General features: G+C 71.6%; 17 protein-coding genes. 7 read left to right on the top strand and 10 right to left on the bottom strand.

Annotated elements, in window-relative coordinates; translation table 11 throughout:
* Positions 1-25 precede the first annotated feature (25 nt).
* The gene (locus A37W_RS0117510; RefSeq protein WP_018304348.1) at positions 26-1,357 is read right to left on the bottom strand and encodes an HlyD family type I secretion periplasmic adaptor subunit; all 1,332 of its coding nucleotides are present in this window, start codon (positions 1,355-1,357) and stop codon (positions 26-28) included.
* On the bottom strand, positions 1,354-3,087 hold the full coding sequence (locus A37W_RS0117505) for a type I secretion system permease/ATPase (protein ID WP_018304347.1): 1,734 nt from the start codon (positions 3,085-3,087) through the stop codon (positions 1,354-1,356). The genes A37W_RS0117510 and A37W_RS0117505 overlap by 4 nt, the downstream gene beginning before the upstream one ends.
* Before the next feature lie 299 nt (positions 3,088-3,386).
* Here A37W_RS0117505 and A37W_RS0117500 point away from each other — a divergent pair, with 299 nt between their 5' ends.
* Complete coding sequence (locus A37W_RS0117500; RefSeq protein ID WP_018304346.1) at positions 3,387-3,791, top strand: hypothetical protein; 405 nt, start codon at positions 3,387-3,389, stop codon at positions 3,789-3,791.
* Here the strand turns inward: A37W_RS0117500 and A37W_RS0117495 are convergent.
* Entirely contained in the window at positions 3,788-6,040 is a 2,253-nt protein-coding gene (locus tag A37W_RS0117495) for a transglycosylase domain-containing protein (RefSeq protein ID WP_018304345.1), read from the bottom strand. The genes A37W_RS0117500 and A37W_RS0117495 overlap by 4 nt on opposite strands.
* Positions 6,041-6,332: 292 nt before the next feature.
* On the opposite strand from A37W_RS0117495, the gene A37W_RS0117490 reads away from it, so the two are divergent.
* Entirely contained in the window at positions 6,333-6,671 is a 339-nt protein-coding gene (locus A37W_RS0117490) for a P-II family nitrogen regulator (protein WP_018304344.1), read from the top strand.
* Between the two features lie 300 nt (positions 6,672-6,971).
* The gene (locus A37W_RS0117485) at positions 6,972-8,249 is read left to right on the top strand and encodes an ammonium transporter (protein WP_047772162.1); all 1,278 of its coding nucleotides are present in this window, start codon (positions 6,972-6,974) and stop codon (positions 8,247-8,249) included.
* A gap of 450 nt (positions 8,250-8,699) precedes the next feature.
* Here the strand turns inward: A37W_RS0117485 and smpB are convergent, their stop codons facing one another.
* The 3 genes from smpB to A37W_RS0117470 form a co-directional block, all read right to left on the bottom strand.
* Positions 8,700-9,173 carry an SsrA-binding protein SmpB gene (gene smpB, locus A37W_RS0117480; protein WP_018304342.1) on the bottom strand — a complete coding sequence of 158 codons (474 nt, stop codon included), beginning with the start codon at positions 9,171-9,173 and terminating at the stop codon, positions 8,700-8,702.
* Positions 9,174-9,274: 101 nt separating this feature from the next.
* Positions 9,275-10,486, bottom strand: coding sequence for a winged helix-turn-helix domain-containing protein (locus tag A37W_RS0117475; RefSeq protein ID WP_018304341.1), 1,212 nt, complete (start codon positions 10,484-10,486; stop codon positions 9,275-9,277).
* Positions 10,483-10,929 carry a potassium channel family protein gene (locus tag A37W_RS0117470; RefSeq protein WP_018304340.1) on the bottom strand — a complete coding sequence of 149 codons (447 nt, stop codon included), beginning with the start codon at positions 10,927-10,929 and terminating at the stop codon, positions 10,483-10,485. Before A37W_RS0117470 ends, A37W_RS0117475 begins: the two co-directional genes overlap by 4 nt.
* A gap of 1,151 nt (positions 10,930-12,080) precedes the next feature.
* Between A37W_RS0117470 and A37W_RS0117465 the strand changes: the two genes are divergently transcribed.
* The 3 genes from A37W_RS0117465 to A37W_RS0117455 all read left to right on the top strand — a co-directional run bounded on the left by A37W_RS0117465 (position 12,081) and on the right by A37W_RS0117455 (position 15,156).
* Positions 12,081-13,031 (top strand): asparaginase, encoded by a 951-nt coding sequence (locus tag A37W_RS0117465; protein ID WP_018304339.1) that lies wholly within the window; start codon positions 12,081-12,083, stop codon positions 13,029-13,031.
* Between the two features lie 65 nt (positions 13,032-13,096).
* Positions 13,097-13,963: a 3-mercaptopyruvate sulfurtransferase gene (sseA, locus tag A37W_RS0117460; protein ID WP_018304338.1), complete on the top strand. Its 867-nt coding sequence runs from the start codon at positions 13,097-13,099 to the stop codon at positions 13,961-13,963.
* A gap of 2 nt (positions 13,964-13,965) precedes the next feature.
* A complete protein-coding gene (locus tag A37W_RS0117455) occupies positions 13,966-15,156 on the top strand; it encodes an amino acid aminotransferase (protein ID WP_018304337.1) in 1,191 nt (396 codons plus the stop codon).
* A 3-nt stretch (positions 15,157-15,159) separates the two neighbouring features.
* Here the strand turns inward: A37W_RS0117455 and A37W_RS0117450 are convergent, their stop codons facing one another.
* A complete protein-coding gene (locus A37W_RS0117450) occupies positions 15,160-15,912 on the bottom strand; it encodes a hypothetical protein (protein ID WP_018304336.1) in 753 nt (250 codons plus the stop codon).
* A gap of 88 nt (positions 15,913-16,000) precedes the next feature.
* Positions 16,001-16,873, bottom strand: coding sequence for a 4-hydroxy-tetrahydrodipicolinate synthase (gene dapA, locus A37W_RS0117445; protein WP_018304335.1), 873 nt, complete (start codon positions 16,871-16,873; stop codon positions 16,001-16,003).
* A gap of 171 nt (positions 16,874-17,044) precedes the next feature.
* Between dapA and A37W_RS0117440 the strand changes: the two genes are divergently transcribed.
* Positions 17,045-19,159 (top strand): lytic transglycosylase domain-containing protein, encoded by a 2,115-nt coding sequence (locus A37W_RS0117440; RefSeq protein ID WP_018304334.1) that lies wholly within the window; start codon positions 17,045-17,047, stop codon positions 19,157-19,159.
* On the opposite strand, the gene A37W_RS0117435 is transcribed toward A37W_RS0117440, so the two are convergent.
* Together A37W_RS0117435 and mnmC2 are read right to left on the bottom strand one after the other, a co-directional pair.
* The gene (locus A37W_RS0117435; protein ID WP_018304333.1) at positions 19,156-20,025 is read right to left on the bottom strand and encodes a DMT family transporter; all 870 of its coding nucleotides are present in this window, start codon (positions 20,023-20,025) and stop codon (positions 19,156-19,158) included. The genes A37W_RS0117440 and A37W_RS0117435 overlap by 4 nt on opposite strands.
* Entirely contained in the window at positions 20,025-20,702 is a 678-nt protein-coding gene (gene mnmC2, locus A37W_RS0117430; protein ID WP_018304332.1) for a tRNA (5-methylaminomethyl-2-thiouridine)(34)-methyltransferase MnmC2, read from the bottom strand. The genes A37W_RS0117435 and mnmC2 overlap by 1 nt, the downstream gene beginning before the upstream one ends.
* Positions 20,703-20,723 lie beyond the last annotated feature (21 nt).

The following is a 20,723-nucleotide window of genomic DNA, read 5'->3' as shown; positions in this document are numbered from 1 at the left end:
CCCTTCGCCGTCGATACACGCGCGCTCAGCTCTCGCGGAACGCTTTCGCGAAGTAGTCGTACATCGGCTTCATGATGAAATCGAGCGGCGAGCGGTTCGCGGTGGCGAGGAAGGCCTCGACCGGCATGCCCGGGATCAGGTTGATGTCCTCAGGCAGCTTGTCGAGCTCGCCCTCGCTGAGAGAGATTTCGGCGCGGTAGTAGGACCGGCGCGACGCCTCGTCGGTGAAGGCGTCGGGCGAGACGCGGATCAGCTCGCCGAACAGCTCCGGCGTGCGGCGGCTGTCGAGCGCGGGGAAGCGCAGCAGCACCTGCTGGCCGGGGAACACCTGGTCGATGTCGTTGGGCGAAACCTGAGACGCGATGATCAGCGGGCGGTCGGACGGCACGATGGACAGGATCGGCTCGGCCGGACGGATGACAGCGCCCGGCCCGAACACCTGCAGGCCGTACACCGTACCCGCCACGGGCGCGCGGATTTCCAGCCGCTCGAGCTGCCGGGTGAGGGTGCGGCGCCGCTCGCTCAGCTCGATCTGGTTGAACTGCAGGTCGCGGAGGCGGGTGATCGACTCCTCCCGGCGATCGACGCCGAGACGGATGATCTCGATGTCGGTCTCGGTGATCCGCCCCTCGGCCTGCGCGATGGCGGCGGTCAGCTCGCCGACGCGGCCGGCGAGGCTGGCGGCCTCGCGCCGCAGGGCCAGGACGCGGCTCGCCTGGGCGAGGCCGCGGTCGAGAAGCCCCTGCTGGTCCGTCAGTTCCTCGTCGATGAGGGAGAGCTGCTCGTTCAGGGCCGCCTGCTGCGCGCGGATCCCCTCGATCTGCGAATCGATCTGTTCGCGCCGCCGGGTCAGCTGCTCGGCCTGGGAGGCATAGGTGTCGCGGCGGGCCTCGAACAGGCGGGCCTGCCCCTCCATCAGCTCGGCCGCGACCGGATTGTCGGTCTCGAGAAGAAGCTCGTCGAACGTGATGCTTTCGGCATCGTCCCGCTCCGCCTCGAAGCGGCCGGCCCGGGCCAGCACCTCGAACAGCTGACCCTCGACCACGGCGAGCTCCGAGACGATGTCGTCGGCGCGCAGACGGATCATCACCTCGCCGGCCTCGACCTCGGTGCCCTCGCGGACCAGGACCTCGTCCACGATGCCGCCGTCGAGGTTCTGGACCGTCTGCCGGTTCTGGTCGACGACGATCTGTCCCGACGCGATGACCGCGCCGGCGATCCGGGCGTAGACCGACCAGCCGCCGAGCCCGCCGACCAGCAGCAGCACGCCGAGGAACCCGACGATCAGGGGTCCCGCAGCACCGAAGCGGCCTTCGTCTGCGGAGGGGCGCGCAGGATTGGTGGCAAGCTGGCTCATGACACGCCTCCCGCTCCGCCGGCCTGGATTTCCTGGTGGTTCTTGACCATCGAGCGAAGGACCTCTTCCCGCGGGCCGAAGGCCCGGCGCGTACCGTTCTCGAGAACCAGAAGCAGGTCGCATTCCTGGATCGCCGCCGGGCGGTGCGCCATGATGAGGATTGTCTTGCCCTCCTGCTTCAGCGCCCGGATCGCCTGGTTGAGCGCGAGGCTGCCGTCGTTGTCGAGGTTCGAGTTCGGCTCGTCGAGGACGATCACCTCGGGGTTGCCGTACATCGCCCGGGCGAGGCCGATGCGCTGGATCTGCCCGCCCGACAGACGTCCGCCGAGGGCGGTGACGCGGGTGTCGTATCCGTCGGGCAGGTTCAGGATCAGATCGTGGGCCGCGGCGCGCTGCGCCGCCTTGACCACCTCCGCGTCGTCCGGTTGCGGCGAGAGACGGGCGATATTGTCGCGAATCGTGCCGTCGAACAGCGTGACGCGCTGGGGCAGGTAGCCGATGTAGGTGCCGAGCGTCTCGGGGTCGTACTGGTCGAGCGCGGCGCCGTCGAGCCGGATGCTCCCCGCCGCGGGTCGATAGTACCCGGTGAGCGCCCGCGCCAGCGTGGATTTCCCGGACCCCGACAGGCCGATCACGCCCACCGCCTGGCCCGGCTCGACCTTGAACGAGATCATCCTGAGCGTGGCCTGGGTCTCGCCCGGAATGACGAGGGTCAGCTGCTCCACCGCGAGCCGCGCCTTCGGCCGGGGCAGGGCGGTGCGCGGCGGCTCCGGCCGGATGGTGCCGAGCAGGACGGACAGGTTGCGCCACCCCTCGCGGGCCCGTTCGAACACCGAGGCCTGGTTCACGATCATCTCGATCGGCGCCAGGGCCCGCCCGAGCAGGATCGAGCCCGCGATCATCGCGCCCGACGTCATCTCGCCCTGCAGCACGAGAAAGGCGCCGAGGCCCAGCATCGCGGACTGCACGAACAGCCGGAACGACTTGATCGACGACGAGAAGCTGCCGGTGGTGTCGGTGGCGCGCAGGCTGCTGGTGAGCGATCGGGCTCGGGCATCGTTCCAGCGGTTGAAGGCGGACCGCCGCATCCCCAGCGCCTGGACCAGTTCCGCCTCCTGGCGGATCTGGTTGCCCATCATCTCGGCCCGCACGGTCGTGTTGTTGGCCGTCTCGAGCGGGTGTCGTGACACGGCCTGGTTGATGATGGCGAGCGCGACGAGAATGACGGCAGACGCGAGCCCTAGATATCCGAGCCAGGGGTGGAACAGGAAGATCCCGAAGAAGAAGAGCGGGGCGAAGGGCAGGTCGAACAGGGCCATCAGGGCCGGAGAAGCCAGGAGGCGCTGCAACGAGGACAGGTCGCGCAGGCCGCTCGACGCTTCGGCATGGACCTGAGGATGGGCCGCGCCGCGGATCTGCGCATCGAAGACCCGCTGGTCGAGCCGTGCCTGGAAACGCGCCGCGATCCGGCCCATCACCCGCGTCCGCACGACGTCGAGCAGGGCCATCATCCCGAACAGGTACGCCACGAGGATCGTCAGGCCGATCAGCGTCTCGACCGACTGCGAGCCGAGGACCCTGTCATAGACGTTGAGCATGTACAGAGGACCCGTCAGCATCAGCATGTTGACGAGCAGGCTGAACAGGCCGACGGCGACGTAGAGCCCCCTGCTTTCGCGTCGTGCGGCCTTCAGCTCCGCGGCACCGAGTTTGGCGGGATCCTGTGCCATGAGCGTACTCTCGCCTTTGCGACCGTCTCGGCTCGCCGGCATGGACGAGGCGGACGAAGGGTTCAAATCGATTCCCGGTGCCGATGGCACCACCTGTTGCGCTGCTGCAATTGAGTTTCGCGGCAGCCTCCTGTCTAACGCAGGATACGATGAAGAGCGAAGGATTTCCTTTCCGCGCCCCGGCTCCGGGGCCGAATTCCGCAGGCGGCGTGGCGGTCCTGCTGTCGGCAGACGCGGCTCCTGCTCCGGGGTCGGTCGCCGCTGCAACTCGAGTTCCACGCCGAGCTGCCGCAGGGCTGATGCGGGGCGCGGCCCTCGCCCTCGCCCTCCTCCCCGCGTCCGCCGCGGCGGAGCCCTACGACGGCATCTACCGACAGGCCGAGAACGCCGACTGCGCCCTCGTCGGCGCCGATGGCGGCAGCGTCCGCATCGCGGACGGCGTCTTCGAGGGTGTCGGCAGTCAGTGCCTGATGACTCTGCCGGTCGACGTCGTGGACATGGACGCGACGCTCTACACCATGGAGTGCGCGGCCGGCGGCGAGGCATGGACCGAGCGGGCGATGCTGATGCACACGCCGGACCGCGACGGCCTCTTCATGATCTGGAACGGCTATGCGTTCCGCTACGACCGCTGTCCCGACGACACGGTTCCGGTGGAGCCCGGCGCGGCGGGGGCCGCCGGTCCGGACGACGCGGCGGACTAGTTCCCCGACAGGATGTTCGACAGGACGTCCATCAGCGCGTCGTCGGTCCCGTCTGTGCCGGCCGGCGGTGGCGGTGCCGCGACCGGTTCGCCGAACGCCTCGCGCAGCGCGGCGTCGAGCGCCGGGTCGGTCGCGCCGGCGACCACGCCGCTCGGCGCCGTCGGCCGGTCCATCGGCAGCGGCACGGGGATCTGCCCTGCGAGCACCCGCGCCATCGTCTCGCGCCAGATCTCCGCCGGCAGGCCGGAGCCGGTGACGCCGCTGAGCGGCGTGTTGTTGTCGTAGCCCATCCAGACGCCCGCCACGTACTCGCCCGAGAAGCCGATGAACCACGCATCCCGCGCGGCCGAGGTCGTGCCGGTCTTGCCGGCGATCTGGTGGCCGTCGACGCGGGCGCGCCGGCCGGTGCCGTTCTCGACGACGTTGTACATCATCCAGACCAGCTCCCGCGCGGCATGCTCCTGGATGACCCGCTCGCCGATGCCGCCGCCCTGGCCCATGATCGGCTCCGGGTCGCCCTGCAGCCGCAGCTCGACAAGGCCGTAGGGCGTCACCGACGAGCCGCCGTTGAGGATGCCGGCATAGGCGCCCGTCATCTCCAGCAGGGTCGATTCGTTGGCACCCAGCGCCATCGACGGCACCGCCCGCAGGTCGTGGGCGATGCCGAACATCTCGGCCACCGTGACGACGTTCTGCAGGCCCACCTGCCGGGCGAGGCGGACGGCGGGGATGTTCCGGCTCTCCTGCAGCGCCTCCAGAAGGGTGATCGTGCCGTGGAACTCGTGGTCGTAGTTGTCCGGCGTCCACGGGCCCGAGCCCGGGATGTCGATGGTCAGCGGCCGGTCCTCGACCGTGTCGAGCGGCGTCATCCCCATGTCGAGCGCGGCGGCGTAGACGAACGGCTTGAATGACGAGCCGGTCTGCCGCAGCGCCTGGGTCGCGCGGTTGAAGGCGCCGGTCGCGTCTATGTTGCGCCCGCCGACCATGGCGCGGACCGCGCCGTCGGCGCTCATCACCACGATGGCGGCCTGCGCGTCGGACCCGTCCCGTACCTGGGTCTCGAACACGTGGATCAGCGCCTCTTCCGCCGCCGCCTGGATCCGCGGGTCCAGCGTGGTGCGGATCACCACGTCCTCGGTCGTGTCGCGGGTGAAGAACTCGGGCCCGGTGTCCATCACCCAGTCGGCGAAGAAGCCGCCCGAATCCTGCTGCGCCTCGGACGACAGGCGCGCCGGGTTGGTGCGCGCTTCCTGGGCGGCCGAGGCGGAGAGGTAGCCCTGCTCCTGCATCAGGCCGATCACCACGTTCGCGCGGTCCTGTGCGCGCTGCAGGTTCGAGGTCGGCGCGTAGGCCGACGGCGCCCGCAGGAGTCCCGCGAGCATCGCCGCCTCGGCCGGGCTGACCTCGGCCGCGGACTTGCCGAAATAGCGCTGCGCCGCCGCCTCGAAGCCGCGGCTGCCGGCGCCGAGGTAGGCGCGGTTCATGTAGATCGTGAGGATCTCTTCCTTGGTGTAGCGGACCTCCATCGCAAGCGCGTAGACCGCCTCCTGCACCTTGCGCCACAGGGTGGTGCGCCGGCAGTCGTCCTCGTAGGCGCGTTCGGTCTCCCACCGCTGGGGATCGAACTCGGTCCCGCGGCAGAGGAGTTTCGCGGTCTGCTGGGTGATCGACGAGCCGCCCTGCCCCTCGAGCGGGCCGCGCCCTTCGTTCACGTTGCGGTACATCGCCGCCGCGGTGCCGACCGGATCGACCCCCGGATGCCAGTAGAAGCGGCGGTCCTCGGTCGCGATGACGGCGTTGCGCAGGTGCGGGCTGACGGTCGAGGCGGTGACCATGCCCCCGAACTGCTCCCCTCGCCAGGCGAAGGTCTGGCCGTTGCGGTCCATCAGCGTGACCGATCCGCGGGCGCGCCCGTCCACCCGCTCCTCGATCGGCGGCATGGTGGAGGCGTAGTAGGCGATGCCGAGGGCGATGAAGACCGCGACCACGACGCCGGCGCGCCAGGCGAGCTTCCAGGCCAGCCGGAACGGCAGGAGGATCGCGGCGACCAGCATCCCGAGGGGACTCCGTCGCCGCCGGGGCGCCGGCTGCCGGCGCGGCTTGCGCGGTCCGCCGCCCGAGCCGTTCCCGGAGCCGCCGCCCGACCGGCGCCCGCCGCCCTCCGCCGCCTTGCGCGGCGTCGCGCCCGCGCCTCCGCCAGAGGTGTGGCGCCGGTCCGCCACGAGGGTCCGCTTGCCGTTTCCGCTCATCTGCTCCGCCTGCCGGTCTTGTGCCGTGTCGCGCAAGGATAGGCGCGCCGCGAGCGAATGTAGAGATGCAATGGCCGCGCCCGGCGTTTTCTTGATCGCCCGGAAATTAGGCGTCCATCCGGATATGTGCAAAAAATGTGCAAGTCTGCCTCAGGGCCATGCCCGGCAAGGGCCGCCACGGCTTGTCCCGCTCCGCGCTTCCTTTCCTTGTGACCGCCAAGAGGGCGCACCTTCCTGTGCCTTCCCATGGGGACTGACTGCCCGCTGACGCGACCTGAGCAAGGGGAAGAACGTGAAACTCATCATCGCAACGATCAAGCCGTTCAAGCTCGAGGAGGTGCGCGAGGCGCTCACCTCCATCGGCGTGCGCGGCATGATGGTGACCGAGATCAAGGGCTTCGGCTCGCAGTCCGGCCACACCGAGATCTACCGGGGCGCCGAATACGCCGTGAACTTCGTACCGAAGATCAAGCTGGAGATCGTCGTGCCCGCGGCGATGGCCGACCAGGTCGTCTCGACCATCGCCCAGACGGCGAAGACCGACAAGATCGGCGACGGCAAGGTCTTCGTCCTCGACGTCGAGAGCGCGCTGCGCGTGCGCACCGGCGAACTCAACGACGACGCGCTCTGATCGCGACGGGGGACTAGTGGAATGGAACGCATGACGAAACTGAAGCTCTGGCTCTTCGCGCTGATCCTGGCGCTGGGCGCGGGCCTCGCCGCACCGCACGCGGTGATGGCCCAGGATACCGACACCGCCACCGAGGAGGCGGTCGACGACGCCGAGGCGGCGACCGAAGACGCGGCCGAGGATGCCGGCGAGGCCGTCGAGGACGCGGCCGAGGCCACCGGCGACGCGGTCGAAGAAACCGGCGACGCCATCGAGGCGGCCGCCGACGACATCACCGACGCGCCCGAGGGCGCACCCGAGATGGGCGGCGCCGATGCTGCCGAAGTGGACGGCACGCCGACGAACGACGAGATCGGCTACATCTTCACCACCTTCATGTTCCTCGTCTGCGGCTTCCTCGTGATGTGGATGGCCGCCGGTTTCACGATGCTCGAAGCCGGGCTGGTGCGGCAGAAGAACACGACGATGCAGCTTCTGAAGAACGTCTCGCTCTTCAGCATCGCGGCGATCATGTACTATCTGATCGGCTACAACCTGATGTATCCGGGCGACGGCTGGACGATCTCGAACTGGCTCGGCGCCTTCGCGATCACCGGGCTGGAGCCGGTGGGCCTCGCCGAAACCGAGACCGACCTCACCTACGCCTCGGTCGGCTCGGACTTCTACTTCCAGCTGATGTTCTGCGCGACCACCGCATCGATCGTCTCGGGCACCCTGGCCGAGCGGATCAAGCTGTGGCCGTTCCTGATCTTCACGGTGATCCTCACCGGCCTGATCTACCCGATCCAGGCCAGCTGGAAGTGGGGCGGCGGCTACCTCGACGCCGAGCTCGGCTTCCTCGACTTCGCCGGCTCCACCGTGGTGCACTCGGTCGGAGGCTGGGCGGCCCTGGCGGGCGCGCTGATCCTCGGCCCGCGCATCGGCAAGTACCGTGACGGCCGGACGATCCCGTTCATGGGCGCCAACCTGCCGCTCGCCACGCTGGGCACGTTCATCCTGTGGCTCGGCTGGTTCGGGTTCAACGGCGGCTCGCAGCTCTACATGGACACCTCCGGCAACGTGGCCGACATCTCCCGCATCTTCGCCAATACCAACACGGCGGCGGCGGGCGGAGCGATCGCGGCGCTGATCCTGACCCAGCTTCTCTACAAGAAGCCGGATCTGACGATGGTGCTGAACGGCGCGCTGGCGGGTCTCGTTTCGATCACCGCCGAGCCGCTGACGCCGAGCCTCGGCGCGGCGACGCTGATCGGCATGGTCGGCGGCGTGATCGTGGTGTTCGCGGTGCCGTTCCTCGACCGGCTCAAGATCGACGACGTCGTCGGCGCCATCCCGGTCCACCTGTTCGCCGGCATCTGGGGCACGCTCGCGGTCGTCCTGACCAACGGCGACGCCACGATCGGCGGGCAGCTTCTGTCGATCATCATCGTCGGCGTGTTCGTCTTCGTCGTCAGCCTGGTCGTCTGGGTGGTCCTCAAGGGCCTCATGGGCATCCGGGTCAGCGAGGAGGACGAGGTCATGGGTCTCGACATGGCCGAGCTGGGGATGGAGGCCTACCCCGAGTTCTCGAAAGGCTGACCCTCCTTCCTGTCAGCCATTCGCAAACTCCCCCGGGCACCTCGGTGCCCGGGTTTTTTTGTTGTCCGGGGAGGGGTGGGCGCCGGGGTGGGCCGACCCTCCTCCGGCGGCGCTGCAGGATGGGGTCCAACCCCATCATCGGGCATTCCCGAGCGCTCCGGAGGGCGGCGTCTGGCCGCGGACGGACGCTCCGACGTAAAGGTCGAGGCGCTTCATCCCGCCACCCCCGCACGACCTCGACCGTCTCTCAGGTGGCGAGGAAGCGTCTGGCCGGGGGTGGCCAGACGCTGCCCGGGCGGCTTGCGCCGCTGATTCCGGGCGGGAACGAATTTCGGCGTATGGCAAGGAGAAGCGACCCGTCCCAGCCCTGAGCCGGGACCACGATGGGTCAGGCTCAATGCCGCAAGATCCCGGGTCCGCAAGGCCCCGGGCCCGGGGCGGGCGTTCCCTCTACCCGTTCTCCTTCAGAAGCCGCTGCTTCTGCCGGTTCCAGTCCCGCTTGGCAGAGGTCTCGCGCTTGTCGTGGACCTTCTTGCCCTTCGCCGTCGCGATCTTCAGCTTCACGATGCCGCGGTCGTTGAAGTACATCACCAGCGGCACCAGCGTGTAGCCCTGCCGCTCGGTCGCGTTCCACATCCGCGCGATCTCGCGCTTGGACGCCAGGAGCTTGCGCCGCCGCCGCTCCTCGTGGCCGAACATCGCCTGCTCGTAGGGCGCGACGTAGCCGTTCACCAGCCACAGCTCGCCGCCCTTCACCTCGGCATAGCTCTCGGCGATGTTGGACTGGCCGGTGCGCAGCGACTTCACCTCCGACCCGGTCAGCACGATGCCGACCTCGAGATCCTCCTCGATGGCGAAGTCGTAGCGCGCGCGCCGGTTCTCGGCGACGACCTTGTAGTTCGGATTGCCCTTGTCCTTGGCCATGCCGGCCGAGATAGGCCACCGCCGCCCGCGTCACAAGCGGCGCGGCAAAGTCCGTTCCGGACTTCGCGTCGAAAGCCGCATCGGCTTTCGTTCCGAATTCCTCAAGGAATTCGGATTCGCCCGTCCCCCTGCCGCAGCCACCCGTCGGCGTAGGCCACCCCGTCGCAGCCCGCGAACCGTGCCATCCGCTCGAGTTCCGCCGCCAGCCGCGCCAGCCGGCCCCGGCCGGGCCGGACCCCCGGCTCGGTCCAGAACGCCCGCACCGCCAGCGTGCCTCCCGCGCGCTTCATGTCGATCCGGCCGATCGCGCGGTCGCCCTCCCACACCGGAAAGACGTAGTACCCGTACAGCCGCTTCGGCTCGGGCACGAAGATCTCGATCCGGTAGGCGAAGCCGAACAGCCGCTCGGCCCGCGCCCGGTCGCGCAGCATCGGATCGAACGGCGACAGCACCCGCACCCGCCCCGGCGGGTCCGGCAGGTCCGCCGCCTCGTCCAGCAGACCGGGGCGCGCCAGCGCCGGTTTCAGCCGCCCGTCCGCGCCCTCGACCGCGATCTCCTCCACCCGCCCGTCCGCCAGCGCCGCCTCGGCCCAGGCGCGGCCCTCGGGGTAGGTCGGGATCATCGAGAAGGCGACGAGGTCGCTGTGCGTGCCGAACCCCAGCCGGTCCAGCGCCCATTCCATCGCCCCGTCCACGCAATCGACGCGCTGGCCGAGGACCTCCGCCGGGATAACCCGCTCTGTCAGGTCGTAGACCTTGCGGAACGCATCCCGCCGCGTCACCGCGATCTGCCCGGTGCGCCACAGGAACTCCAGCGCGGTCCGCGAGGGATGCCAGTCCCACCAGCCGCCGCCCTTGCCGGCGGTGCCCTCGGGCCCGGCCTCGGACGTGGTGCAGGGCCCGCGCTCGGCGATCTGGGCCAGCACGCGCTCGGTCTCGTGCAGGAACTCGTGGCTCTGCCACTGCGACAGCTTCGCCGGCAGCCGCTCGCGGTCGCGGGCGAACTTGTGCCGGAACAGCGGATAGCGCGCCATCGGCACGGCCGAGGCGTCGTGCGTCATCTGCTCGAACAGCGCGCGGTCGGCGAGCAGCCGGTCCAGCGCCCGCGGCCGGTACTGCCCGCGCCGCGCCCACAGGATCATGTCGTGCGCCCGGGCGACGGTGTTCACGCTGTCCAGCTGGACGAAGCCGATGCCGTCGATCACCCGCGCCAGATCCGCCCCGCGCCCCGGCCCGCCCTCCGGCACCAGCAGACCGTGCCGCGCCATGAACAACCGCCGGGCGCGGGCGTTGGACAGGACCGGCCGGCTCACCGCCGCGCCTCGTCCGCCGCCATCTGGTCCACCCGGATGCCCCGGACGCCCTCGACCAGCAGCGCGGTCATCACGCCGAAGGAGAGCAGGCCGTTGGCGGCGGCGAGGCCGGACAGCAGGCGCCATTCGTCGTGGCCGAGGATGATGTCGCCGAAGCCGAGCGTGGTGAAGACGACGAGCGCGAAGTAGACCGCCGGCTCGACGTGGTCGAACAGGCCGAGCGCCAGGAACAGCAGCGCCCAGGCCCAGACCGCGACCGTCATCTCGGCGATGACCCAGGCCCCCAGCACGCCCAGCGCCGCCAGCAGCCGCGGCCGGTGCGGCGGCCGCACCAGCCAGTCCCGCGACCGCGCCAGCCACAGCTCGATGGCCCAGAACCCGACGCCGATGGCGAGCAGGGTGAGCGTCATCATGACGGTGCCGAGGGCGAGCTGGAGGATCATGATCTTCGGACGGACGGTGGGCGCGACCCTAGCGGCGGCCCGGGGAGGGGGCCAGACCCCCGGCGTCGACCGATCACGGGACACCCCCGCGAAAGGCGACATCGCCGCCCCGTAGGGTGGGTGCAACCCACCACGCCCGCCACCGGCGGGTCGCGCCCCATCATGCAATCCCTCCCCCCGCCCGGAATCAGCCGCACAAGCGGCCCGGGCAGCGTCTGGCCGCCCCCCGGCCAGACGCTTCCTCACCCCCTGCGAGACGCTGGAGGTCGTCCGGGGGAACGCGGGATAAAGAGCCCCCACCGCATCGTCGGAGCGTCCGACCGCGGCCAGACGCCGCCCTCCGTCGTCTCCGTGTCACCCGCCCCGGGCTTGACCCGGGGCCTTGCAGAAGCGGGCGAGCTATTCTCGCGCTGGGGTCCCGGGTCAGGCCCGGGGGCGGGTTGCTTTCGCCCCGCGGAATGAAGGGCCCCAGCGCATCGTCGGAGCGTCCGACCGCGGCCAGACGCCGCCCTCCGTCGTCTCCTTGTCACCCGCCTCGGGCTTGACCCGGGCCTTGCAGAAGCGGGCGAGCTGTTCTCGCGCCGGGGTCCCGGGTCAGGCCCGGGACGGGTTGCTCTTCCCCCGCCCGGAAACAGCCGCGCAAGCGGCCCGGGCAGCGTCTGGCCGCCCCCCGGCCAGCCGCTTCCTCGCCCCCTGCGAGACGCTGGAGGTCGTCCGGGCAACGCGGGATAGAGGGCCCCCACCGCATCGTCGGAGCGTCCGACCGCGGCCAGACGCCGCCCTCCGTCGTCTCCTTGTCACCCGCCCCGGGCTTGACCCGGGGCCTTGCAGAAGTGGGGCGAGCTGTTCTCGCGCTGGGGTCCCGGGTCAGGCCCGGGACGGGTTTGCTTTTACCCCGCGGGATGAAGGGCCCCCACCGCATCGTCGGAGCGTCCGACCGCGGCCAGACGCCGCCCTCCGTCGTCTCCGTGTCACCCGCCCCGGGCTTGACCCGGGGCCTTGCAGAAGTGGGCGAGCTGTTCTCGCGCTGGGGTCCCGGGTCAGGCCCGGGACGGGTTGCTCTTCCCCCGCGGGAAAGCACACCCCCCCTTCGGAACGCCCCCCCATGACATCCCCCTCCACCTCTGCCACCCTCCGCGCAGGGGAGCGACATGGACCTGTGCCTCATCCATACCGGCGGGACGATCGGCATGGCCCGGACGCCGCGGGGCTATGCGCCGAAGGCGGGGCTGGTGGAGGCCGAGGTCGCCAGGCTGATCGCACGACACGAGCTGCGCGCCGAGGTGGAGATCGCCCGCCTCGACCCGCTGATCGACAGCGCGAACGCGACCCCGGCCGACTGGACCCGGATCGCGGAGGCCATCGCCGCACGGCACGACGCCGCGAAGGGCTTCGTCGTCACCCACGGCACCGACACGCTGGCGCACACCGCCGCCGCGCTCGCCTTCGCGCTGGAGGGACTGGCGCGGCCGGTGATCGTCACTGGCGCGATGCGGCCGCTGGGCGAGACGGGCAGCGACGGACCCCGCAACCTCAGCGACGCGCTCGACACCGCCCTCCTCGCGCCGCCGGGCGTGTGGGTGCAGTTCGCCGGCCGGCGGCTCCATGGCGCGCGCGTCCGCAAGAGCCACTCCAGCGCCGACGACGCCTTCACCGCCGCGGACGAGGCTCGCCCGCCGCGCGTGTCTGGCCCGAAACTCACCCTCCACCCCTACCGCGCCCCGGAGATCGGCATCCTCACCATGGCCCCCGGCGTCTCCGGCCGCCTCGTCGCCGCGGCGCTGGAGCTCTGTGACGGGCTGGTGCTGCGCTGCTACGGCTCGGGCACCGTGCCGGACCTGCCGCAGCTGCGGGACGGCCTCATGGCCGCCCGCGCCGCCGGCAAGCCGGTGATCGCGGTCAGCCAGGCGCCGCAGGGGCGGCTGGCGCTCGGCACCTACGCCGCCGGGGCGTTGCTGGTCGAGGCGGGCGTCGCCGACGGCGCCGACATGAGTGTCGAAGCGGCCTATGCGAAACTCGCCCACGTCCTGTCCCGCGACCTGGGCCCCGAGGACCGGCACGCGATGCTCGCCAGGCCGCTGTGCGGCGAGGCGAGCCTCTGACGGCCACCTTGCGCCCCCACGGGCGTCACGCTAGGGACCACGGCGACCGAAAGCCGCGGGTGTGCATGATGGCCGACACCGCCGACGATCCCCGAACGCTCGTCTCGACCGGCTGGCTCGCCGACCATCTCGGCGACCCCGACCTGCGGATCCTCGACGCCTCGTGGTACCTGCCGGACGCCGGCCGCGACGCGAAGGCCGAGTTCGCGTCCGCGCACATCCCCGGCGCCCGCTTCTTCGACATCGACGACGTCAGCGATAACCGGTCCGAGCTGCCGCACATGGTGCCGCCGGTCGAGAAGTTCATGTCCCGCGTCCGCGCGATGGGCGTCGGCGACGGCCACCAGGTCGTCGTCTACGACGGCGCCGGGCTGTTCAGCGCCGCCCGCGTCTGGTGGCTGTTCCAGTTGATGGGCCAACGCAACGTGGCCGTGCTCGACGGCGGCCTGCCCAAATGGCGGGCCGAGGGGCGCGAGGTCACGGGCGCGCCGCCGCAGATCCGCGACCGCCACATGACCGTCGCCCGGCAGAACCAGATGGTGCGCGACGTGACCGAGGTCGCCCGCGCCTCCAAGCTCGGCACGCACGAGATCATCGACGCCCGCGCCGCCGCCCGGTTTCGCGGCGAGGCGGCCGAGCCACGGCCGGGCCTGCGCTCGGGCCACATTCCGGGCGCGCGCAACGTGCCCTTCGTCACCTTGCTGCACGAGGACGGCACGATGAAGCCGCCGGCCGAGCTGCGCGCCGTGTTCGAGGCCGCGGGCCTGGATCTGTCCAAGCCCGCCATCACCACCTGCGGCTCGGGCGTGACGGCGGCCGTGCTGTCGCTCGCCCTGACCCGGATCGGAAAGACCGATCATTCCCTCTACGACGGCTCGTGGTCCGAATGGGGCATGTACGCCGACCTGCCGATCGCCACCGGAGACGCCTGAGAATGCTGGAAGCGCTGAAGGAACAGCCCGCCGACAAGATCCTCGCCCTGATGGGCGCGTATCGCGCCGACCCGCGGGACGACAAGATCGACCTCGGCGTCGGCGTCTACAAGGACCCCACCGGCAACACGCCGGTCATGCGCGCCGTGAAGGAGGCCGAGCGGCGCATCTGGTCCAGCCAGGAGACGAAGGCCTATACCGGCCTCGCCGGCGAACCGGCCTTCGCCGACGCGATGATCGGCCTCGTCCTCGGCGACGCCGTCCCGCGCGACCGCGTCGCCGCCGTCGCCACCCCGGGCGGCACCGGCGCGATCCGGCAGGCGCTGGAGCTGATCCGCCTTGCCGCGCCCTCCGCCACGGTCTGGCTGTCCAACCCGACCTGGCCGAACCATCCGTCCATCATCAAATACCTCGGCATGCCGTCCGCCGAGTACCGCTACTTCGACGAGGCGACGGGCGGCGTCGATTTCGACGGCATGCTCGCCGACCTGAGGGGCGTGGCCGCCGGCGACGTCGTCCTGCTGCACGGCTGCTGCCACAACCCGACCGGCGCGAACCTCACCGCCGACCAGTGGCAGCAGACCATCGCGGCGGTAAGGGCCGCCGGCGCGGTGCCGCTGATCGACATCGCCTACCAGGGCTTCGGCGACGGCCTCGGCGCCGACGCGACGGGCACCCGCGCGGTCGCGGGCGCGATGGAGGAGTGCCTGATCGCCGCCTCCTGCTCCAAGAACTTCGGCATCTACCGCGAGCGGACCGGCCTGCTGATGGCCGTCGCGCGGGACGCCGCGCAGGCGAAGGTCGCGCAAGGGACGCTCGCCTTCCTGAACCGCCAGAACTACTCCTTCCCGCCCGACCACGGCGCCCGCGTGGTGACCGAGATCCTGACCGACGCCGACCTGCGCGCCGACTGGGAGAGCGAGCTGGAGGAGGTGCGCAATACCATGCTGGGCCTGCGCCAGGCGCTCGCGGACGAGCTGCGGCGGCTGACCAACTCCGACCGGTTCGACTTCATCGCGCGCCACCGCGGCATGTTCTCGCGCCTCGGCCTCACGCCCGAGCAGGTGGAGGTGCTGCGCAAGGATCACGGCGTCTACATGGTCGGCGACAGCCGCATCAACATTGCGGGCCTGAACCAGGACACCGTGCCGGTGCTGGCGAAGGCGATCGCCGAGGTGGCGTCCGCTGACTGAAGGTCAGGCCGCGGCGGGCACCTCGGCCGCGCGTTCGAAGGCGTGCGCGTCGCGGCGGGCGCGGGGGCCGAGCAGCGTGTCCAGCGACAGGCCGAGCCGGCCGAGGATCGCCTCGATGCCGGCCTCGCCGAAATGGTCGGCGCCGAACGCGCCCTCGGTCATCAGCCCCGCCGGCTCGTAAGCGGTCGGCGCGCCGTCGGCGATCCGCTCCCACCATTCCGACGCCGGCCTGCCGTCGGCCCAGATTGCGGTGCAGGCGATGCGGCGCACCGCCTCGGCCTCGCGGTAGACGTGGAAGGCCGCCTGCCGCGGCCCGCCCTTGCCGATGGTGCGCCGCAGGTACAACGCCTCGCTGCCCGGCAGGTGCGCCGACAGGCCGAGCGCCGTCATCGAGATGCCATGCACGGTCTCGCAGGTCTCGACCAGCGTCCAGTCCGGCGCGGCGACCGGGGTCGAGAGGCGGATCGTCTCGTCCGCCTCGGCGGTGCGCCCGTCGGCGAGGCGCCAGCCGATCAGCGGCAGATCGGCCTCGGCCGGCGTGACCGCGCGGAAGGTGTAGGTCGGCAGGGCGCGCGCCTGCGGCGCGGCCGCACGGCGTCGGCCCAGCAGCCGGCCGACGAGGCCAGCGCGCGGCGGCGCGTCCGGCTCGGCCGAGAAGGTCAGCAGGGCGGCGATGGCGCGGGCGACGTCGCGCTGCGACCGCGCCACCAGGATCGCGTCCTGCGTGCCGAACCGGGTGATCGGGGTCTGCTCCATCCTGCGCCTCCTCGCTCGCGTCTCTTGTTGGACGCGGACCTAGGCGCAGGGTGGGGCGTTCAGCGGGCCGGATTGTGGCAGAGGCGAGTCAGTCCAGCAGGCCGGCGTATTTAAGCGCATCCTTGACCGCCAGGCGCGTCCCTTCGGACAGCGGCACCAGCGGCAGGCGCACCTCGTCGCGGCAGAGGCCGAGCATGTGCATCGCGTATTTCACGCCCACCAGCCCCGGCTCGGTGAAGATCGCCAGGTGCAGCGGCATCAGGCGGTCCTGGACTTCCAGCGCGGCGCGGTAGTCGCCGGCCAGCGTCGCCTCCTGCAGCTGCGCGCAAAGACTCGGCGCGACGTTCGCGGTCACGCTGATGCAGCCGATACCGCCCTGCGCGTTGAACCCGACCGCGGTCGGGTCCTCGCCCGAGATCTGCCAGAAGTCGGTGCCGCAGGTGATCCGCTGCCTGGACACCCGGCTGAGGTCGCCGGTGGCGTCCTTGACGCCGACGATGTTGGGATGCTTCGCCAGCTCGCCCATCGTGTCGGGCGTCATGTCCACGCAGGAGCGGCCGGGGATGTTGTAGATGATGATCGGCAGCCCGCGGTCGGCGGCGGCGGTGAAGTGCGCGATCAGGCCGCGCTGGGTGGGGCGGTTGTAGTAGGGCGTGACGACGAGGGCCGCGTCCGCGCCGGCGGCCTTGGCCGCGTCGACGAGGCGGATCGTCTCGGCCGTGTTGTTCGACCCGGCGCCGGCGATCACCGGGATCCGCCCCGCGGCCTGCTCGACCACGGTCGCGACGACCCGGTCATGCTCCTCGTGCGTCAGGGTCGGGCTTTCGCCCGTGGTGCCGACGGGGACCAGGCCGTGGCTGCCCTCGGCGACGTGCCAGTCGACGAGCTTCTTCAGCGTGTCCAGATCGAGCTCGCCGTTCGCGAACGGCGTGACGAGGGCGGGAATGGACCCCTTGATCATGACACGCTTCCTTTGATGACGCCGGGGCGACAGGCCCCGAAAAGCGGGCGGAACCTAGTCGGGTTTGCGCCTGTTGCCAAGTTTGTGTGTTTCGTCCCGCGCGCACGGGCGCTAGGCTCTTCGCCGTCGCTGCCATCCGACTCCGCTGGCCGTCCAAGGAGCCGCAATATCGTGACATTTTTCCGTCTCGCCGCCGCCCTCCTCGCAGTCGCGTGCACCGTCGCGCCCGCCCTCGCGCAGGAGGAGCCGGCCGCCGCCGACCTGCGGCCGGAGGCGCGCTCGTTCGCGACCGTCATCGCCGCGATGGAGGACCAGAGCTGGGACAGCGCCGACCTCCTCGCCGCGCCGATGGGGCAGACCGCCCGCGACCTCGTGACGTGGGAGAGGCTGCGGGCCGGCGCCGGCACGTTCGAGGAATACACGGACTTCGCCGCCACCCACGCCGATTGGCCCGGCCTCGACGGACTGCGCGAGGCGGGCGAGGCGGCGATCCCGGCGGACGCCGATCCCGCCGCCGTCGTCGCCTACTTCGAGGAGCAGGCCCCGCAGACCGGCCGCGGCGTCGTGATGCGCGCCCGCGCGCTGGAGGAGCTCGGCCGCGGCGAGGAGGCGGAGGCGGCGGTGATCGAGGCCTGGCTCACCCTGGGCCTCGACCGCGCCGGCCAGACCGCGATACTCGCCGCGTTCGGCGAGCTGCTGGAGCCGTACCACGCCGCCCGTGCCGAGGCGATGCTGTGGCGCTGGCGCACCTCTGACGCGGCGGGCCTGATGGACCTGCTGCCCGAGGGCGACCAGGCCCTGACACGGGCGCGCACCGCGCTGATCCGGGGCGACCGGAACGCGGACGACCTCGCGGAGGCCGTGCCCGAGCCCCTCTCCGGTCATCCCGGCCTCGCCTACGACCGCTTCAACCGCCTCGCGAACGGCGGCGACTACACCGACGCCATCGCCCTGCTGAGCGAGCGGACGGGCTCTGCCGAAAGCCTCGGCCAGCCGTTCCGCTGGGCCAGCTGGCGGGCACGGCTCGCCCGGTGGCTGATGCGCGAGGGGCGCCCGCAGGAGGCCTACGACCTCGCCTCGCGGCACTGGCTGACGGAGGGGGACTTCTACGCCGACCTCGAGTGGCTGGCCGGCTACATCGCCCTCACCCGTCTGGACGGGCCGGAGGCGGCATTGTTCCACTTCGACCGGATGGCGGCCGCGGTCGAGGGGCCGATCTCGCTCGGCCGGGCGCATTACTGGCGCGGGCGCGCCTACGAGGCGCAGGGCGACGTCGCCGCGGCCGAGGCGGCCTATGCGCAGGGGGCCGACTACCAGACCTCCTTCTACGGCCTCCTCGCCGCGGACCGGCTCGGCGTGCCGCTGGACCCGGCCCTGGCCGACCAGCACGAAACGCCCGACTGGCGCGCCGCCGCCTTCCCGTCGCAGCCGCTGGGCGAGGCGGCGACGATGCTCCTCGACGGCGGGGACCGCGGCGCGGCGGTGCTGTTCATCGTGGCGCTGGCCGAGACCCTGCCCGAGGACGAGGTCGCCGCCCTCGGCGCCTGGCTGGCCGAACGGGACGAGACGTGGCTGTCGCTCCTCGTCGGCAAGATCGCGGTCCGGCGGAACATCCTGATCCCCGCGATCTACCACCCGCTGCACGCGATGGCCGACCGCGACTGGCCGGTCGAGACGCCGCTCGCGCTCGCCATCGCCCGGCAGGAGAGCGAGTTCAACGAGGGGGTCGGCTCGCCCGTCGGCGCCCTGGGGCTGATGCAGCTGATGCCGGGCACCGCGCAGGACGTCTCGCGCGACCTCGGCCTGCCCTACTCGCGGGCGCGTCTCACCTCGGACTGGGCCTACAACGCGGCGCTCGGGACGCGCTACCTGCAGATGCTGCAGGAGAGGTTCGGCGACAGCCCCGTCCTGATCGCCGCCGGCTACAACGCCGGCCCCGGCCGACCGATGACCTGGATGGGCGAGCGGGGCGATCCCCGGCGCGAGGCCGACGTGATCGACTGGATCGAGTCGATCCCGTTCGACGAGACGCGGAACTACGTGATGCGCGTGACCGAGGCGATCCCGATCTACCGCGCCCGCCTTGGCACCGATCCGGGCGGCCCTGTCCGCTTCGCCGCGCTGCTGACCGGGGCGCCGCCCGTGGTGCGGCCCGTCGCGCGGCCCGGATCGGAGTCGCCGGTCGAGACTGGGGCCCCGATCGAGGCGGTGACGCCCGAGCCCGCCGCGCCGGGTGGCCCCGCCGCGCCCGCCGCGATCCGCCCGATCGCCCGGCCCGGCGGTTAGCTCGCCGTCGCCCGCCGCTCGCGCCACAGGGTGAAGAGGCCCGCGCCGACGATGATCGACGCGCCGAGGACGAGACGCGCCTCCAGCACCTCGCCGAAGACCGCGATGCCGATGGCCGAGGCGAAGGGCATCTGCAGGTAGGCGAAGGGCTGGATCGCCGACGCCTCGGCCGCCTCGTAGGCCTTGATCATCAGCCAGTGCCCGCCCGCCCCGGTGATGCACAGCGCCAGCATCATGCCCCAGTCCGGCGCCGTCATCGGCTCCCACGCCCAGAGGCCGATCGGCGTCAGCGCCACCGCGCCCGCGACGCCGGTCCAGAAGAACGAGGTCGCGGCGCTGTCCTTGCGCGCCACGAACCGGGTGAGGAGGGCGTAGCAGGCGAACATCGTCGCGGCGAAGAGCGGCACCAGAGCCGCGGGCGAGAACACCGCGACGCCGGGCTGCAGGATGATGAGCACGCCGACGAAGCCGACTGCGATGGCGACCCAGCGGCGCCAGCCCACCCGCTCTCCCAGGATCGGGCCGGACAGGGCCGCGACGATCAGCGGATAGCAGACGAAGACCGCATGGCTCTGCACCAGGCCGAGCAGGACGAAGGCCAGCACCATCACGCAGATCTCGGTCGCCAGCAGCACGCCGCGCAGAACCTGCACCTTGGGCTGCGCCGTCCGCGCGGCGGCGCGGAGCGAGCCGGACTGGCGCCGCGCGACCGCGATGACGAAGGCGGCGAAGAACCAGAACCGGATCGCGACGATCATCAGCACGTTGTAGGTCTCGGCCAGGTGCCGGCTGAGGCCGTCCTGCATCGCGAAGACGAAGGTCGTCGCGATCATCAGCAGGATGCCGAGGCGCGTGTCGTTGCGCATCAGGTGGGGTGTCCGGGCTTGGCGGCGACGGTCATGTGCCGCTTGCGGCCGTAGCCCGCCCGCCGCTCCACCACAAGGCCGGCCCCCGCCAGCGTCCGCCGCACCGCTCCCGCCGCGCTGTAGGTGGCCAGCGTGCCGCCGGGCCGCATGTGCGAGGCGACGGAGGCGAGCAGGGCTGGATCCCACAACTCGGGGTTCCGCGCTGGCGCGAACCCGTCGAGAAACCACGCATCCGCCGCCCCGTCCCACGCCGGCACCGTCTCGCGCGCGTCGCCGACGACGACCCGGACCCGCACGCCGCGGACGGTCGCCCCGCCCGCCAGCGCGCCCCACGCGGCGAGGAGGTCCGCGGACACCTCGGCTAGTTCGGGGAAGGACGCGTGCGCCCGCGCGGCCGTCTCCGCGTCCAGCGGCGCCGCCTCGAAGGTCGTGAAGCCCACCCCCGGCGGCGGCTCCGGCAGCGCCGCCAGCAGCGCCAGCAGGTTCAGCCCGGTCCCGAACCCCAGCTCCGCCACCGCGAAGCCCGGCCCGATCCGCCCCGGCAGCCCGTTGCCCGCGAGGAACACGTGCCGCGTCTCGGCCAGCCCGTCCTCGAACGAGAAGTACGGGTCGCCGTAGCGGCGCGAGACCGGCACGCGCCCGTCCCGCCAGTCGAGGTCGGGGCCATCGCCGGTCATGGGCCGCACCCTCCGCCCCGG

The organism is Wenxinia marina DSM 24838 (assembly GCF_000379485.1).
In the GTDB taxonomy this organism is placed as follows: domain Bacteria; phylum Pseudomonadota; class Alphaproteobacteria; order Rhodobacterales; family Rhodobacteraceae; genus Wenxinia; species Wenxinia marina.
Note: the sequence above shows the minus strand (reverse complement) of the source record. Positions and strands in the feature narration are given on the sequence as shown.

What these genes read in the sequence shown, in the direction of transcription:
- mnmC2 (WP_018304332.1), bottom strand. Translation starts at nt 20,702, where the DNA reads ATGACCGGCGATGGCCCCGACCTCGACTGGCGGGACGGGCGCGTGCCG.
- A37W_RS0117435 (WP_018304333.1), bottom strand. Translation starts at nt 20,025, where the DNA reads ATGCGCAACGACACGCGCCTCGGCATCCTGCTGATGATCGCGACGACC.
- A37W_RS0117510 (WP_018304348.1), bottom strand. Translation starts at nt 1,357, where the DNA reads ATGAGCCAGCTTGCCACCAATCCTGCGCGCCCCTCCGCAGACGAAGGC.
- A37W_RS0117485 (WP_047772162.1), top strand. Translation starts at nt 6,972, where the DNA reads ATGGGCGGCGCCGATGCTGCCGAAGTGGACGGCACGCCGACGAACGAC.
- A37W_RS0117455 (WP_018304337.1), top strand. Translation starts at nt 13,966, where the DNA reads ATGCTGGAAGCGCTGAAGGAACAGCCCGCCGACAAGATCCTCGCCCTG.
- A37W_RS0117470 (WP_018304340.1), bottom strand. Translation starts at nt 10,929, where the DNA reads ATGATCCTCCAGCTCGCCCTCGGCACCGTCATGATGACGCTCACCCTG.
- A37W_RS0117500 (WP_018304346.1), top strand. Translation starts at nt 3,387, where the DNA reads ATGCGGGGCGCGGCCCTCGCCCTCGCCCTCCTCCCCGCGTCCGCCGCG.
- dapA (WP_018304335.1), bottom strand. Translation starts at nt 16,873, where the DNA reads ATGATCAAGGGGTCCATTCCCGCCCTCGTCACGCCGTTCGCGAACGGC.
- A37W_RS0117495 (WP_018304345.1), bottom strand. Translation starts at nt 6,040, where the DNA reads ATGAGCGGAAACGGCAAGCGGACCCTCGTGGCGGACCGGCGCCACACC.
- A37W_RS0117505 (WP_018304347.1), bottom strand. Translation starts at nt 3,087, where the DNA reads ATGGCACAGGATCCCGCCAAACTCGGTGCCGCGGAGCTGAAGGCCGCA.
- smpB (WP_018304342.1), bottom strand. Translation starts at nt 9,173, where the DNA reads ATGGCCAAGGACAAGGGCAATCCGAACTACAAGGTCGTCGCCGAGAAC.
- sseA (WP_018304338.1), top strand. Translation starts at nt 13,097, where the DNA reads ATGATGGCCGACACCGCCGACGATCCCCGAACGCTCGTCTCGACCGGC.
- A37W_RS0117450 (WP_018304336.1), bottom strand. Translation starts at nt 15,912, where the DNA reads ATGGAGCAGACCCCGATCACCCGGTTCGGCACGCAGGACGCGATCCTG.
- A37W_RS0117465 (WP_018304339.1), top strand. Translation starts at nt 12,081, where the DNA reads ATGGACCTGTGCCTCATCCATACCGGCGGGACGATCGGCATGGCCCGG.